A 14,426-nucleotide genomic window follows, 5' to 3' on the forward strand; every position below is an offset into this window, starting at 1 on the left:
ATGGTTTTCTTTGCACGATGAAACGTCAAATATGCTGCCGACGCCTCTGGACATTGCTCCTGTTCCCGGTTCTTTTCAGTTGCAATAAGCTGCGCAACTGGAATTACGATCCGCCCAATGTGCTATTGATCTCAGTGGAAGGGCTGAGCCGCGCCCTGCCCTGCTACGGCGATACTGTTTTACGGGCCCCTAACATTGACCAGCTGGCGATGCGGGCTGTTGTTTTTAAGGACGCACTGGCGCAGCACCCTTTAGCAGAAGAAGCTCTGACGAGTGTTTTTACGGGTTGGTACCCGGACCTTTTTCCAGCTTATCCTGAGGACGGGCTGTATGTGAATTCCCTATTCCCGGGATTAGCGTCCGGCGACTATCATATTGCTTTTCCGGGGCTTAAACCTCGGGATAAATCTGCTTACAATCCGATCAGGGTAGCCCACTTTGCGGAAAAAGCAGCATTGGAAATACCAAAGACTACCGGAAACGCCGACGTTACAGCGCAGGTGTTCAATCTGTGGGCAGCATACGAGGGCGACCCGTTTTTCATCAACGCCCACTACCAGATGAAAGCCGTTTTGCAAGACAGCAATCAGGTGGCTTATCAAGACGCCCTTACGGAAGTGGACAGGGAAGTAGGGCAATTGCTGGACCAGCTGATGGACATTGAGGAGGCTAGCAACACCATCGTCATTTTGTTGGGCGTAAACCCGATGGGCATTAGGCCCAAAGACCTCGAACGGGAATACTTCAAGCCACAATACGTCAAAGTGCCTTTCCTTTACTATGATTTTAAGCAGGATAGTAGCCACCGCGTACCGCAATTAATGGAATTGCGCACCCTCTTCCCCACCCTTGTGGAACGCTGCTTTGTGGATGGTCAGAAAACGCACGCCTGTAATGCGCCTACCGTAGAACAGATTTTGGATGGTGACTTTGGAAAAATCCAATATCCAGGCATTGGCATCAGCAATAATAGCCGGTACCATGCTCTTTACACCCCAGAGTTGCTTTATCTCACTGAATATGAAGGCAAAAGGGAGCTATTTCGCCTGAGTAACATGCAGGCAGAACAGCTCCCTCCAGATTCCGTAGTGATGGACAGCCTGGGATACATTTCCCACAGGAAATACACCCTCTCTACGGTCAATTAACGATTAACCAAAATCCGAGTGTGGGCCACGTTTTCCCTCCCTTCTGCGCGGAGCAGATAGATGCCCGGTTGCCATTCTGCAACGGATAACCTTTGCACGCCTTTCTGTAGCGGGCCGCTCCAAATCAACTGCCCGCTGGCATTAAAGACGGTAGCCGTAGCCGCTTCATTGACTTCCACAAAAATCTCATCCTGAGTCGGCACCGGGTAAGCACTTAGTGCCATGCCATTGGCAAGGCCGGTATGATGGGTACCTGAGATAGCAGCCGGTGCCACTGCACCCGGCAAAGCAAAGACCTCCCCATCTGACTGCAGGAAAAACCAATCGGAAATCGTGAAGTCGGGGTTGTCGGTCCATAAATCGCCGATATAGCCAGTGAGTTCGACGCCTTCCTGATTGGTCCGGACGATAGAGACGATGGCTTTATCGTCTTCTACTTTAACCAGGTTCAGCAACGGGCTTTGTGCTGTGTAGAAGGGGCCCTCCTGCGCCTCAAAATCCACATTAGCAAGCGTACCCGGCTCAAAGTGGAGGGTGAAGGACAAGCCATAGGCATCCTGGACAGGCTGATTGGTTTCGCCCAGGTAAACCGAAATGCGATACTGCCCGCCCGATTCGGCTACCGGGCCAAGTGACTTTGGCTGCTCCTTTTCCGGGAAGCTGAAGGGGACAAGTGGCGCTAACGGATGCGTAAGACCCCAATTTTGCTCAATCGCTTCCATATCATCTGCCGTGATGAAGCCATCCCCGTTGCAATCGCCATATTTGGCATTAAATTCATAAGCGAAGGTGATGGTGCTCGGCCAGTTGAGCGCATATTGCCCCACCCAGTCAATACTGGCGTTCGCCCGCACAATACCTTCCCTGCCGTAAGCCAGCCCGATCGCCCATTGGTCCATCTGATTAACGATACCATCGTTGCCTACATCACCTGGCCAGACGAGGTCGCATTGTCCTTCGGTTTCGTCCAGGAAAAGGAAGACGGTGGCCGTATCACAGCCAATGTCATTGCAAATGGCGTAGCTGAAGGATTCTTCCTGAAGACAGGTGCTGAGATCGGGCTCGAAGAGAATGCTTCCATCCGGGTTCAGCAAGGCGGTGCCAGTCTCAGGAAGGCGAACGAGGTACTGATCGGTAAGCGCGGTGCTGCTGATCCAGTCGTTACTGAGCACATCAATGATTTTGCTTTCATCGTAAGCGGTGGTATCGTAGTCGTCTACTGCGTCCAGCAGATTCGTGAAGACGCTCAGTACCAGGTAAGTGGTGTCGCAAAGCCCGGTATTGCCGCAGGCCAAAAAGCAAAGGGTGTCCTGCCCGGTTTGTACACCGGTATAAGTTGCACATGCTGTGGCAGGATCGGTCATAAGTGTTGCAGTTTGAACATTGCCACAGGATTCAGTGAAACTCTCAACACTCTGGAACAAATCCGTATTCACACAAAGGGTCCCTTCTTGTCCAATAGCAATGGAATCGGTCAGCACTTCAGCTATCGGTTTCACCAGCAGCGTAAGCTGCACCAGGCTGTCGCATCCGTTAGCAGCGATAAAGGCTGCTTCATAAGTGCCGGCGGCGGTCAGGTTTTGATTGCCAAAGAGATAGGACTGCCCTTCGTTGATGCTAACCGTAAGGGCGGATTCCAGTGGCGTCACGAATACAGTATAATCCTGCGTACAGGTTCCGGCGGCATTGCCGTAAGTAAGCGTATAAGTGGTAGTGGTTGGAGGGTTCACCTGGATGGACGCCCCGGTCATGCCATTGCTCCAGGAGAAATCGAAATCGGCCAATAGGGTGGAGTCCTGGGTTGCGGTAAGGGTTACGGGGTCCCCGGCACAGGCCGCTGCATCAGAGGGGCCTTCAATCAGGAGGGGGTCCAGAATCGTGAGCTTAAAGACTTTCTCCCGGCAGGTCGCTCCTTTTATTTCGATGCTTAGGGTATCGGCGCCCTGTGCCAGGCTGTCCGCTGTGATTTCAACAGGCAAAAGCCAGGCATCTGCCATTTCAGCAATGGTGCCATTGAGTGGAATTCCAGCTAAACTGACCCCGGCTGTTGCACCACCGGTGATGGTATAAGTCAATGGATATTCCTCTTCCGGAAAAAGGCTGAGGTCGACCTCCAGCTCCTGAGGTGCACAGTCTTCGGTGATGGTCAAACGCTCCGTAGTGCCATGGCTTCCGGAAAAGGAACAGAAGCTATTGGCCTCAAAATAGATGCCCGAATCCCACCATGCGTCTCCTACATCCGCAATAACGAGGGTCATTTGGTACTCCTGACAGGGTACCACATCGGCTTTGGCCAAGAGTACATCCGTAAAGCCATTGTAGGTGGGCGCAACAAAGGGTGGCACCTGATTAAACAGGCTGGCATAGTCGAGTGATCCATTAAATTCTTCGGAGCACCAGGCAGGGTGGCTGCCGGGATAGTCGCCCGGTACACCATTATTGATGCTATTGATGGATACGGGCAGTTCTGTGCCTGGAATCTGGGCGAGGTTGCGAATCGCGGAGGTTCCGGTCTCCGGGTCTGTGCCCTCCAGGAAGAAACCAAATACATCGTTGAAATTGCTGCACACATAATTCGGGTACTCATCAGAAGCAAAGACATAGCGGAACATGAGGGTATCGCCAGTGGGCACGAAGTTTATCCGGAAGATGGCGACATCTCTGATGGTACTGTTGTTGGAGATTGTCGCGATCTCCTCGGTGTAGGCATTACTGTTGTTGATAAAGGAAGCATCTCCAAAACTAGCCAGGTCGGCCCCGCCAAAATTGCCGGAAGATTGCACCAGTCCGGTCGTCATGAGGAAGCCCTGCTCCAGCCCAATAACGTCGCTGCCCCCAAGAAACCGGCCCACTGCCGGGCTAACCCCTTCAAATTCAATGTTCGTGACCTCAATGCCTTCGCCCAGGCATACATCTTCGATCAGCTCAATGGGCGTGAAGGTGGAATCCAGTGATCCGATCACGGTGTAAGGTGCTTGTGCATATAGGATGCCGGTCAGAAAAAGCAGGCTCAAAATCGTAAAAAACCTCATCTTCATTGGTTATGGTTTGATATCAGGATTATACATCACTACGCCACCTCCGCCCTTCAATAGGCTGATGTGAAAGTGATGCCAATAGATTCAAAAATGGGGGTGTTTACGATAAGGTATCAGTGCATGATGCGCCAGACCATTTCTTTCATCAGTTCGCCTTCGGGCTTACCGGTGTTGTTGTAGCCAACGCCTTTGGACTTCAGATCGAATTCTTTCAGGAGGGTAATGACTTGCTCAGTCTTGGAGCGGGAGTAGTTGCGTGCTGCTGCCCGATATTCTTTCAGAAAGAAACTCGAACGCAGCTGCAAAGTACTCAATAATTCGTTTTCCGGCAAATTTTTCGCGGCGTGGAATAAGTAGATTTTGCTGAAGTAGTTGTACAAGGAGCCGATAAGCATTGGCATTGGCCCTTTCTTCGGATTGGCAGAAAAGTAGTTGACAATACGCTGCGCCTTGAGGGGATCACGTAGCCCAATAGCCCGTTGCAGCTCGAATACATTGAAGTCTTTGCTGATACCGATGTATTGTTCCACTGCAGCGTCATCTACCTGTGTGCCCGGTGGGAGATTTAGCGCCAGTTTGTCCAGCTCATTGGCAATTTTTGATAAATCAGTCCCCAGGTTCTCCGCAATCAGCTCACCGGCTTTCGGGGTAAGGGTCAGCTTATGGCTTTTGAGGTAGTTGCTGATCCAGCCTGGCACCTGATTGTCGTACAGAGGCTTGGACTCAAAGATCAGCGCGTTTTTCTTTAGCGCTTTGCCAAACTTCGAATTGAGGTTGAGCTTTTTGTGCTTGTGGCAAATGACCAGTATGGTGGATTCCATGGGCTTCTCCACGTAGGAGAGCAGGTTGGCTAGTGTGCGCATGTCCTGCGCTTCCTTCAGCAATACGACTTGATGGGAAGCCATCATCGGGAACCGGCGGGCCGTATCCACGATAGCCATGTGGTCTACATCTTTGCCATAGAAGACCGTTTGATTGAAGGACCGCTCGGCTTCCGAAAGGGCATTTTTTTCGATATAGGAAGAAATGGAATCAATAAAGTAGGGCTCCTTTCCGTGCAGAAAGTAGATGGGGCGGAATTTTTTCTCCCGCAGGTCATGTAGAATTTGCTGAAAGTCCAAAATGTAGCCGGTTACAGGTTTAGGGCAATAATACGCAAGGTGGGAGGCAGTTTCTGTTTTTTAAGGTTGTTTTTATCGGGGTTTTTAATTTTTTAATGCTCAGAAAATTTTAAATGAGTACCAGAAATATTTAGATAATGAGACAGGTCACTAACATGCCGAAATCAACCGTCCCAACAAAACCAAGGTGTTGCACCGCTTGAATGCGGAAAAAAGAAAAGATTCAGGAAGGAATTAATTTAGTGTTTTGAGGGAGCAGACCCCACCCGGTACTTACTAAAAAAGCCGCGCATTCGCATTTGCAAAACGCCAAAGACGGCTTCCTTTATAATGCCTGAGGACATCTTTGAAGTTCCCTCTACGCGATCTGTAAAGGTGATAGGTACCTCAACGATTTTGTACCCCATCTGGTAGGTCGCAAATTTCATTTCAATCTGGAAAGCATACCCCACGAAGCGGATTTTATCCAGATCCATAGCTTCCAGGACTTCCCGCCGGTAGCAGACGAAGCCTGCCGTAGGGTCATTGACCGGCATAAAAGTGATGAACTTTACGTAGAGGGAGGCACCATAGGATAGCGCGATGCGGTCGATGGGCCAATTCTCCAGCTTTCCGCCCTTTACGTAGCGGGAACCCACGCTCATGCCTGCTCCGGGCTGGGCACAAGCCTCGTACAGCCGGAGCAAATCATTAGGGCTGTGTGAAAAGTCGGCATCCATTTCAAAAATAAACGCATAGTCATGCTCCAGCCCCCACTTAAAACCAGCGATGTAGGCCGTGCCCAGGCCTAGTTTGCCTTGCCGCTCCTTGAGGAAAACACGCCCGGGGTAAGCTTCCTGCTTTTCACGGACCAGGTCGGCTGTTCCGTCCGGCGAGCCATCATCAACGATAAGCAGGTGAAAATCCTTCTCCAGGTTCATCACCGTGTCGATCATGCGAGGAATGTTCTCGCATTCATTGTAGGTTGGAATTATGACTAAACTATCAGACAAAGTCGGTAATTCTGAAATGAGTGTTGTAATAATACGGGCGACAAAGATAGACGCTTTGCCCTTTATTTTGAGCCACGGAACAAAAAAGTTTGTCTCCTGGCAGCCGCCTCCAAAAATCCATGCTTTTCGGCAGGGGCTGTCGTCACCACAACGCTAAAAATGCCATCATAGCCCTACCTTTGTTCAAAACGACTATATGCAGCCCGCAACGCTAAAAATGTTGACCGCTCTGATGCTCTTCCCGCTCCTCCTGCCGGGCCAGGGAATGATCAGCGGTTTTATGAACCCCAAAGGCACACTTGATATTGCGCCCGGTTATGGATACGAGCACTTCGATGAGTACCGTTTCGGGGATGAAACCCGTGCACAGGAACTAACCACCATAAGTTACAATCTTTTTGCTGAATACAGCATGAGCGATCATGGCTCTGTCGTCATTAACCTGCCCTACCTTTATATAAACGAAAACATCAATGGCGTTCAGGACGGGTCCGTTTTTATAAAGATAAGGAATGGGCTGCGTCAATTTTCTTCCGGAAAGCTGAACACGATTACTGCGGTAGGGCTTACCACGCCCCTATCTGCCTATCCGACTACGGTTGATACACCTATTGGCTACGGAGCAGTACAGTTTCAGGGGCGGCTGGCGTTGCAATACAATTCCAACTACGGTTTTTTCTTCCATGTGCAAAGCGGTGCCGATTTTCGGTTTTTATCCCCGCTTCAAACTTCCATCCCAATCTTGGTCCGTACGGGCTTTGGGAGCGCCTACTACTTTGTGGAAGGCTGGGTGGAATGGTACAATACCCTCAACAACGCTGTGGACCAGCAAGTGACCGGAGGCGCAGGCTCAGATTGGACCCGTCTCGGAGGCACCCTTTATGTTCCGGTATACAAAGGGCTCGGACTGGCAGGCAACCTGGCCTTTATTGTGGGTGGGCGCAACATCGGGCTTTCCAGCCGGTATGGATTTTCACTTGTATATCGGCACCAATCGCGTTAACTTAGCGCGATGCATTCCAGAATCCGTCATCCTGAACGCGTATCTCCGGCTGAGCTCGACGACTACCTCCGGGCAGGTTGGCGCTGTACAGGGCAGTCTATTTATACATCCCACTTCATGCGGTTCCCACCGGAAATGCACGGGCGGATTTATTCCACCATCCCCACTCGGCTTGACTTGCAGGAGTACAGCTTTCGCAAAAGCCTAAGAAAGCTCTACCGAAAGGTACAGGAGCAATTTGAGGTGCGCTCAGGCATGCACATGGCCTGGGACAAGGCGATGGAACAGGTTCACGAAAAGTATCAGGCAGCCTTCCCCGACCGCCCCCTTGCTGACCTGGAAGTGTATCAGGCAAAACCAGCAGGCCCTTTCACTTTTGATACCCGCTGCGTAAAGGTTTTTCATCAGGGCAACCTTATCGCATTCAGTGTATTTAACCTTGGTGAGGAAAGCCTCTACAGTAGTCAAGGCATTTACGATCCGGAATGGAGCCGCTATAGCCTGGGCTTTTTCACGATGCTGGAAGAAATCCGGTACGCGCAGCAAACAGGCCGCTCTTACTTTTACCCTGGCTATGTGGTACCCGGCTATCCGGAGTTCGACTACAAAAAACGGGTAGGGCCCCTTGAATTTTTCTTGCTGCAAACACGCGAATGGGTGCCTGAAACGGAAGTCGCTCCGGAACAAATCCCGGTCAATCAAATGCGGGAGGCTTTGAAAACGCTAAAAAACAAGCTTCAAATCGCTGGCCTGGATAGCCACCTGCTGGAGTACGCCCTGTTTGACATCCGTTTTTTCGACAACCGCCCCCTACCCTTTCTGGAATTCCCACTCCTGCTATTGATCGGCACACCAGAGCCGGCAAGGTACTGTCCTGCGGTCGTTTTTATACCGGAGTTGCAGCAATACGCTGTACTGGACATCAAGTTCTTTGGCATTGGTGTACACCATGTCCCTACCTATCAGGAAGTTATGGCGCACAAGCCCACAGTTGTCCGTTACCCGATGGCCATTATGGAAATTGTCGGGGAAAAGCTCGAACTGGAGCCCACCGTAACTTTGTTGGAAAGAGAAATGCGGAATGCCAGTTTTTTATAACCTGATCAGCCGCTTTTTTCGAGTATTTATTGTTAATATCGCCTCTATAAGAGCTTAACATGTTTGCAGAGAAGCATTATCCTGAATTACTGTTGCCTGAAGAATTGGATGCTTACCTCTCCCGAGGCTGGTACCGTATGGGGCAAACGGTCTTCACGACCCACTTTCTCTGCTTTGGCCGTTCTTACTATTCTGCCATTTGGGTCCGGCTACCGCTTAAAGGCTACCGGTTTCGGAAAAGCCTCAGAAAGGTTTACCGAAAAGTGGACCGCTATTTCGAATCCGAAATCGGCCAGGCTGTGATTACACCCGAAAAAGAAAGGCTTTACCGCCGTTACAAGGCTTCCTTCTCCGGCATGCTGGCCCCTACCCTGCGCGATGCCCTGATGGATGGCGAAGACTTCAATATTTTCAGGACTTATGAAGTCAGGGTTTACGATAAGGACAAGCTCATTGGCCTGAGCTATTTTGACCTCGGGCACCACAGCTCGGCAAGCATTATGGGGATTTATGACCCGGACTACAAAAAGTATAGCCTGGGCCTCTTCACCATGCTCAGAGAGATTGAATACTCGATGGAGCGGAACCTGCTTTATTACTATCCTGGTTATATTGTGCCGGGGTATCCAAGATTTGATTACAAACTAAGAATTGGCGATGTAGAATACTTTGACCTAAGCCTCCACGCCTGGCGCCCATATACCGAACTGACAGAAACAGAGACCCCGCTGGGTACCATGAATGCGCGCCTTCAGGAAATGCAGCAGTTTCTGACCCATAAAGGGTACAAAAGCCAATTGCTGAACTATCCGCTTTTCGAAGCCAATCTGTTCGGTTTTTGGAGTGCCCCTTATTTTGATTACCCCATCTTTCTGCTTTGTTCTCCAAGGGCGCACAACCGGCGTTTCCTCATTATCGTTTACGATCCGAGTGTTTCGTCCTACAAACTGATGGTTGCAGCGCTCTTTGATGACCTTCAACTGTACTTCAACCACTCCTATACCGAGTCCTTTGATAAACGGACAAATTTCGTAGAGCTATTGGTCATAGAGCGAATGCTGGAAGAGAGCCGAACGCCGGGGCATCTGCTTCAGGCGTTGCGACAGGGAGCTAAGCTACAGTAAAAGCCTACTCCGGTGCCAGGCTCTCCCGAAACTGATCGCGGTATTTTGGCCCTACCGGCAATTTTTCCAAGCCCCCCTCCGGCACAGACCGCAACTCCAAAAACGTGTAATTACTGGCATAGCTTCTAATGTGGTCCAGATTAACAACAAAGCTGTCGTGTATACGCATAAAGTGATTGCCTGGCAGTTTTTGTTGCAAATTCTTGATACGGTCGCGGGTAGTATAGGCTCCGCCGATCGTTACGATACGTACGTCAACGTTAGCGCCCTCCACATAGAGGATTTCCTCATACGCCAGTTTGACCCACTTGCTTTTGATCTTGATTAGCAGGTGTGCTTCCTGTTTAGGTGCGGGCTTGTTGTCCTCCTTCTGTTCAAGGCTCCGCAGCGCTTTTTGAATGGCTTTGTTCAGCTGCTCTTCCTCAATAGGCTTGAGCAGATAACCTGAAAGGTCATAATCGTACCCTTTAACGGCATACTCCGCGAAGGCCGTAGTGATGATGACCCTGGGGCTTACCGGGAGCTTTTGAATGGCTTCCAGAAAATTGAACCCACTGGCTTCAGGCATTTCAATATCCAGAAAAATGAGATCCGGGTCAGGGGTTCCGCTATCGGAAAGATAGAGGTAGGCATCCTCGGCATTGTCAAATGCCCGGAGCAACCGCAGGTCCAACCGGCTGTGCAACAGGTCTGTAAGGTGCTCTCTTTGCAGCGCCACATCCTCAACAATGATAAAGGTGTAAACTGCATTCATAGCACGGGGATTTTCAGGTTAATGGTATAGTAAGGCGCAGACTTGTCCACCTCCAGCAGGTACCGCCCGCCGTAAACCAGTTCCAGGTTTTCCAGGGCTGCGGAAAGCCCGATGCCACTCTTGGCTTTTTGGCCTTCTACGGTGCCTTCATTGCGGGCGTGAGGCTTGAAGGTATTGCGGATACAGGCTTCCAACCACCCTTCCTTGATTTCAAAGTGGATTTGTATGAGCTTTTCGCCTGCTCCACGGCTGTTGTAGTGCTTAAAGCAATTTTCTACAAAGAGCAGCAAAATCATTGGGGCAATCCGGGCGTTATCGGGCACCTGCCCTTCTTCCCGGTAGTCCAGCAGAGTGTGGGCGCCCAGTTGAAGCCGCTGTAGCTCGACGTAACTTCGAATAAAACGGAGTTCATCCTGAAGGGGCACCAGGCGCTCATTGGTCTGATAGACCAGGTGCCTCAGCAAGCGCGACAATTCGCCGATCAGGTCGGGTAAGCCCTCTGATTTTCGCCGGGCAAGAATCTGAAGGTTAGCCAGGGTATTAAACAAAAAATGGGGCCGGATTTGCCGTTTGATGAAGTTCAACTGCTGCTCGGCTTCCCGGCGGCGGCGGATGATGTCCAGGCGCTCTTTCCGTTCCAGTTCCCGGCTGCGCTCAATGGCTTCTTTGGTATAGGAAATTCCTGTGGTGCAAAGGATGAAGACCAGAATAGCGATGACCAGTTCGTACCACTGCTGTTCGATGATGTCGAAGGCAGCGTGCATGACCGGAGCGTAGATAAAGGAGAAGACCACGGCGGTGATAAGGCTCAGCAACAAAAAAAGATAGAAAGAACCATTTTTCACCCACTTCCGGTCGTTGATGCCTCGGGTCAGAAAATCCTGCAGCCGCCCCTGATACACAAAAAACAGATTAAAATAAACCGGCACCCCCATCATGAGCGTGTAACCGAGGGCTTCGCGGAATACTTTCCAGAAGGCTTCCCGCTGATAGCCGAAGGTGTCCAGCAGTTCTGCTTTGCCCTGATACCAGGCGTGCACAGCAAAAAAGCAAAAAACCACGATCAGCACCACTGCCCCGAATACCAGGTGCTGCACCAGGTCTCTGCGCAATGCTTCATAAAGCCGGTCTTGGGCATGCGTGATTTTCATTATTCCAGTCTCTGCTACAAAAACAAGGCTATCTGCTACAATTATTTGAATTCAGTGTCCGTAAGTGGCAAATTAGTAATTGTAAGTGATAATGATAAACCTGAATAGGTTATAAAAATACAGATTTGCATTCCCGACAATCCGCCAGCGTGGCTAGACACCCACTGGCGGATTTGTTTTTTAATCAGGGCCGGATTTGCTCAAACAGGTCCCGCAGCGCCTCCCGTTCTACCGTATGTTTTCCCTCAAAAGTATGCACCTGATACTCCATAGGCAATTGCGCGGCAAGTGCTTGTTGCGTGGCTACGCGTTCCGGCGTGATAAAGGGATCTTCTGTACCGTGTACAAAATGCAAAGGCTTACCTTGAAGATAACTCCGGACAGGCGTATAGTCAATATCCTTAGGAATGCTTCCTGCCCAAAGGACGAGATGAGAAAAGGCAGGCTTTTCACGGGCCATCCACCGGAGCTGTGTGGCGCAGCCCTGAGAGAAGCCTAGCAGTATAATCTGGGCATTGGCTGGCAAATCAGCTGTGAAGTGTCCGTGCAATTGGGTTAGATAAGCCGAAAAATCCGCAATTTCAGCCAACCGGTCCTCCTTAGTCATCCAGCTCGATACCACGTTGCCGGAAAGTCCGCCCCAGTAAAAACGAGAAAGCCCTTCCGGAGCCACCACCACCGTGTCCGGGCGAGCAATAACATCAAATTTCTTAATAAAATGCTTAGCCAACTGCCCATAACCGTGGCAGGCAATAACCAGGCAGTTGGTCTGCGCTGTACAATGGCCAAGCGTAAAATAGCGGGCAGTGCGTTGAACGCTGAGGTGGTGTTCTTCAATCAAAGCAGCAGTTATTGGTTTCCGCGCCCAAAGATATCTTTTTTGCGATTGTCCAGAATAGGTGACGGGCGAGGCGCTTCTTCAGAGACTTGATCGAAGACTTTCTCCACATGTACCCATTTGCCATCTTTTTCAAGCTTATAGGCTTCGTAGCTGCCATCGGGGTAGTAGGTTAGCCCTTCACCGTGAGGCCCGTTTTGACCAATCAGGTGGTCAAACATGATCATCTCCAGTACATCATCGTAATTGAGGCGGGTGCTGACTTCTGCGGAATACTCCCGCACCACGCGGTGCTTGACTTTTCCCGGGCCATGTTGGAAAACCGGCGCCCCAAATTTGGGCTCCCCATCCTTAAAAACGAGCACATCCACGAGCTTCCGCTTCCGGAACAGCTCATACCCATCGTACCCAAAAAGCAGGTAATGGCGGTCCCGTTTTTTGCCCGCCTGCTTGATGTTGTAGTAAACCGCACCGTACCAGTAATCGGGGCTCATGACCTCATACTCCGGCATGCGCACCGCTGCCGAATGGTCTTCCAACGGGTAAACACGGCCTGAACGCTGCTGCAAAAAACCACCGTAACGGTAATCGTTTTCACTCACGTACAATTGCCAGGTGAATATCCGGAACGTGCTGTCCTGAGGATACTGAATGGAAATACCCTGTAATCCGGAAAAGGGATATTGGAAGGCATTGTCAGTGGAAAGCGCCTCCTTCAGCAGAGCTTTAATTTCTGTGTCTGCCTTCAAACGGTGCTCGGCAAGGGAGTCTCTCAGAATCGTTTTGGCAAGCCCGGAAAGGGAATCCTCTACCCTTTCAAAGTAGGTGAAATCTTTGGGAGCCTGAGCCGCTGCCGGGACGGCAGAAATCGTAAGGAAAGCGCAAACAAAAGACTGGATTAGCCTGGAAATCATACTGTCGTTTTTGGACTAACCGAATAACGTTCAGTTGGCTTCCTATATTTTGAGCAACTGAAAATCCTTCCTGCGGGAATGGCTACAGGCTAATGATTACCGGTAGCGTTTGCCTTTATTGTTTTTGTAATCTTGAAATATGAACTCCCCCAGCCCCTGCAGGCTGCTGTAGAAGGCTTTGCCATTATTCGCCTGAGTGAATTGCTCTACAAAATTTTGAAGGTAAGGGTCGCGGGCAATCATAAAGGTCGTGATAGGGATATCAATTTTCCGGCAGCGCTGGGCCAGATTGAGCGTACGGTTGACAATGGTACGGTCAAGCCCGAAACTGTTTTTATAGTACCGCTTACCTTTCTTGATGCAGGTCGGCTTGCCATCCGTAATCATAAAGATTTGCTTGTTTGGATTCTTGCGGCGGCGCAGGATGTCCATGGCCAATTCTAAACCAGCAACCGTATTGGTGTGGTAGGGGCCGACTTCCAGGTAAGGCAAATCTTTGATTTCAATGCGCCAGGCATCATTGCCAAACACAATGACATCAAGGGTGTCTTTGGGGTAGCGGGTCGTGATCAGTTCAGAAAGTGCCATGGCTACTTTCTTGGCAGGTGTAATCCGGTCCTCCCCATACAAAATCATGGAGTGGGAAATATCGATCATCAGGACCGTGCTCATCTGGCTCTGATAGAAGGTCTCCTTCACTTCCAGATCATCATGGGTCAGCTTAAAGTCATCGATGCCGTGATTGATTTGTGCATTGCGCAGGCTTTCCGAGACCGCCAGCTGATCCAAAGGGTCGCCAAATTGGAAGGGACGGAGATCAGAAGTCGTTTCATTTCCCCCGCCACCAAAATTGGTGTTATGGCTGCCACGCTTTGATTTTTTGAGTTTGCCGAAGATATCCTCCAGCGCCTTTTGGCGTAGGGCAATTTCCATTTTAGCGGAAGGCACGAAATTGGCGTTGTCCCGGTCCTGCTGCTGAATATAGCCTTTGTCAATCAAGTCTTGTATGAAATCCGCCATACCATACTCCTCATCGGTCAGGTCATACTGCTTATCCAGTTCGGTGAGCCAGGAAAGCGCCTCGCTAACATCGCCCGAGGTGTGCACCAGCAACTCCTGAAACAATTTAAGCAGCTTCTCGAAAGAAGCGCCATCCTCCTGTCCGGGAACATATTCTGAGAATTTCCAACCGATCATAAGTCTGTTTTTTTGGTAAGGCCTCCTTTGCGGACCTATAGACATGAA

The 14,426-nt window shown here is 50.4% G+C and carries 12 protein-coding genes; 4 read left to right on the top strand and 8 right to left on the bottom strand.

Annotation, left to right across the window (positions count from 1 at the left end; genetic code table 11):
* The first annotated feature begins 17 nt into the window (after positions 1-17).
* Positions 18-1,148, top strand: coding sequence for a sulfatase-like hydrolase/transferase (locus MRY86_RS10980; RefSeq protein ID WP_293564072.1), 1,131 nt, complete (start codon positions 18-20; stop codon positions 1,146-1,148).
* Here the strand turns inward: MRY86_RS10980 and MRY86_RS10985 are convergent.
* The 3 genes from MRY86_RS10985 to MRY86_RS10995 form a co-directional block, all read right to left on the bottom strand.
* Positions 1,145-4,186 (bottom strand): choice-of-anchor L domain-containing protein, encoded by a 3,042-nt coding sequence (locus MRY86_RS10985; protein ID WP_293564073.1) that lies wholly within the window; start codon positions 4,184-4,186, stop codon positions 1,145-1,147. The genes MRY86_RS10980 and MRY86_RS10985 overlap by 4 nt on opposite strands.
* 113 nt (positions 4,187-4,299) lie before the next feature.
* Positions 4,300-5,307, bottom strand: coding sequence for a DNA polymerase III subunit delta (gene holA / locus MRY86_RS10990; protein ID WP_293564074.1), 1,008 nt, complete (start codon positions 5,305-5,307; stop codon positions 4,300-4,302).
* A gap of 239 nt (positions 5,308-5,546) precedes the next feature.
* Positions 5,547-6,299: a polyprenol monophosphomannose synthase gene (locus MRY86_RS10995; protein ID WP_293564075.1), complete on the bottom strand. Its 753-nt coding sequence runs from the start codon at positions 6,297-6,299 to the stop codon at positions 5,547-5,549.
* Positions 6,300-6,495: 196 nt separating this feature from the next.
* Here MRY86_RS10995 and MRY86_RS11000 point away from each other — a divergent pair, with 196 nt between their 5' ends.
* From MRY86_RS11000 to MRY86_RS11010, 3 genes are read left to right on the top strand one after another with little or no spacing between them, the layout of a single operon-like run.
* Positions 6,496-7,302: a hypothetical protein gene (locus MRY86_RS11000; RefSeq protein ID WP_293564076.1), complete on the top strand. Its 807-nt coding sequence runs from the start codon at positions 6,496-6,498 to the stop codon at positions 7,300-7,302.
* A 9-nt stretch (positions 7,303-7,311) separates the two neighbouring features.
* Positions 7,312-8,400, top strand: coding sequence for a GNAT family N-acetyltransferase (locus MRY86_RS11005; RefSeq protein WP_293564077.1), 1,089 nt, complete (start codon positions 7,312-7,314; stop codon positions 8,398-8,400).
* A 59-nt stretch (positions 8,401-8,459) separates the two neighbouring features.
* Positions 8,460-9,524 carry an arginine-tRNA-protein transferase gene (locus MRY86_RS11010; RefSeq protein ID WP_293564078.1) on the top strand — a complete coding sequence of 355 codons (1,065 nt, stop codon included), beginning with the start codon at positions 8,460-8,462 and terminating at the stop codon, positions 9,522-9,524.
* A 4-nt stretch (positions 9,525-9,528) separates the two neighbouring features.
* On the opposite strand, the gene MRY86_RS11015 is transcribed toward MRY86_RS11010, so the two are convergent.
* From MRY86_RS11015 to MRY86_RS11035, 5 genes are all read right to left on the bottom strand, one after another.
* Positions 9,529-10,278 (bottom strand): LytTR family DNA-binding domain-containing protein, encoded by a 750-nt coding sequence (locus tag MRY86_RS11015; RefSeq protein ID WP_293564080.1) that lies wholly within the window; start codon positions 10,276-10,278, stop codon positions 9,529-9,531.
* A complete protein-coding gene (locus MRY86_RS11020; RefSeq protein WP_293564081.1) occupies positions 10,275-11,429 on the bottom strand; it encodes a sensor histidine kinase in 1,155 nt (384 codons plus the stop codon). Before MRY86_RS11020 ends, MRY86_RS11015 begins: the two co-directional genes overlap by 4 nt.
* Before the next feature lie 184 nt (positions 11,430-11,613).
* Positions 11,614-12,270 carry a hypothetical protein gene (locus tag MRY86_RS11025; protein ID WP_293564082.1) on the bottom strand — a complete coding sequence of 219 codons (657 nt, stop codon included), beginning with the start codon at positions 12,268-12,270 and terminating at the stop codon, positions 11,614-11,616.
* Between the two features lie 8 nt (positions 12,271-12,278).
* On the bottom strand, positions 12,279-13,181 hold the full coding sequence (locus MRY86_RS11030; protein ID WP_293564083.1) for a hypothetical protein: 903 nt from the start codon (positions 13,179-13,181) through the stop codon (positions 12,279-12,281).
* A gap of 96 nt (positions 13,182-13,277) precedes the next feature.
* On the bottom strand, positions 13,278-14,378 hold the full coding sequence (locus MRY86_RS11035; protein WP_293564084.1) for a VWA domain-containing protein: 1,101 nt from the start codon (positions 14,376-14,378) through the stop codon (positions 13,278-13,280).
* Positions 14,379-14,426: the final 48 nt, after the last annotated feature.

It is taken from the genome of Phaeodactylibacter sp. (assembly GCF_022763345.1).
Lineage (GTDB): Bacteria > Bacteroidota > Bacteroidia > Chitinophagales > Saprospiraceae > Phaeodactylibacter.

Coding starts and splice junctions, on each gene's coding strand:
- MRY86_RS11000 (WP_293564076.1), top strand. CDS start 6,496: ATGCAGCCCGCAACGCTAAAAATGTTGACCGCTCTGATGCTCTTCCCG.
- MRY86_RS11020 (WP_293564081.1), bottom strand. CDS start 11,429: ATGAAAATCACGCATGCCCAAGACCGGCTTTATGAAGCATTGCGCAGA.
- MRY86_RS11015 (WP_293564080.1), bottom strand. CDS start 10,278: ATGAATGCAGTTTACACCTTTATCATTGTTGAGGATGTGGCGCTGCAA.
- MRY86_RS11030 (WP_293564083.1), bottom strand. CDS start 13,181: ATGATTTCCAGGCTAATCCAGTCTTTTGTTTGCGCTTTCCTTACGATT.
- MRY86_RS10985 (WP_293564073.1), bottom strand. CDS start 4,186: ATGAAGATGAGGTTTTTTACGATTTTGAGCCTGCTTTTTCTGACCGGC.
- MRY86_RS11035 (WP_293564084.1), bottom strand. CDS start 14,378: ATGATCGGTTGGAAATTCTCAGAATATGTTCCCGGACAGGAGGATGGC.
- MRY86_RS10980 (WP_293564072.1), top strand. CDS start 18: ATGAAACGTCAAATATGCTGCCGACGCCTCTGGACATTGCTCCTGTTC.
- MRY86_RS11005 (WP_293564077.1), top strand. CDS start 7,312: ATGCATTCCAGAATCCGTCATCCTGAACGCGTATCTCCGGCTGAGCTC.
- MRY86_RS11010 (WP_293564078.1), top strand. CDS start 8,460: ATGTTTGCAGAGAAGCATTATCCTGAATTACTGTTGCCTGAAGAATTG.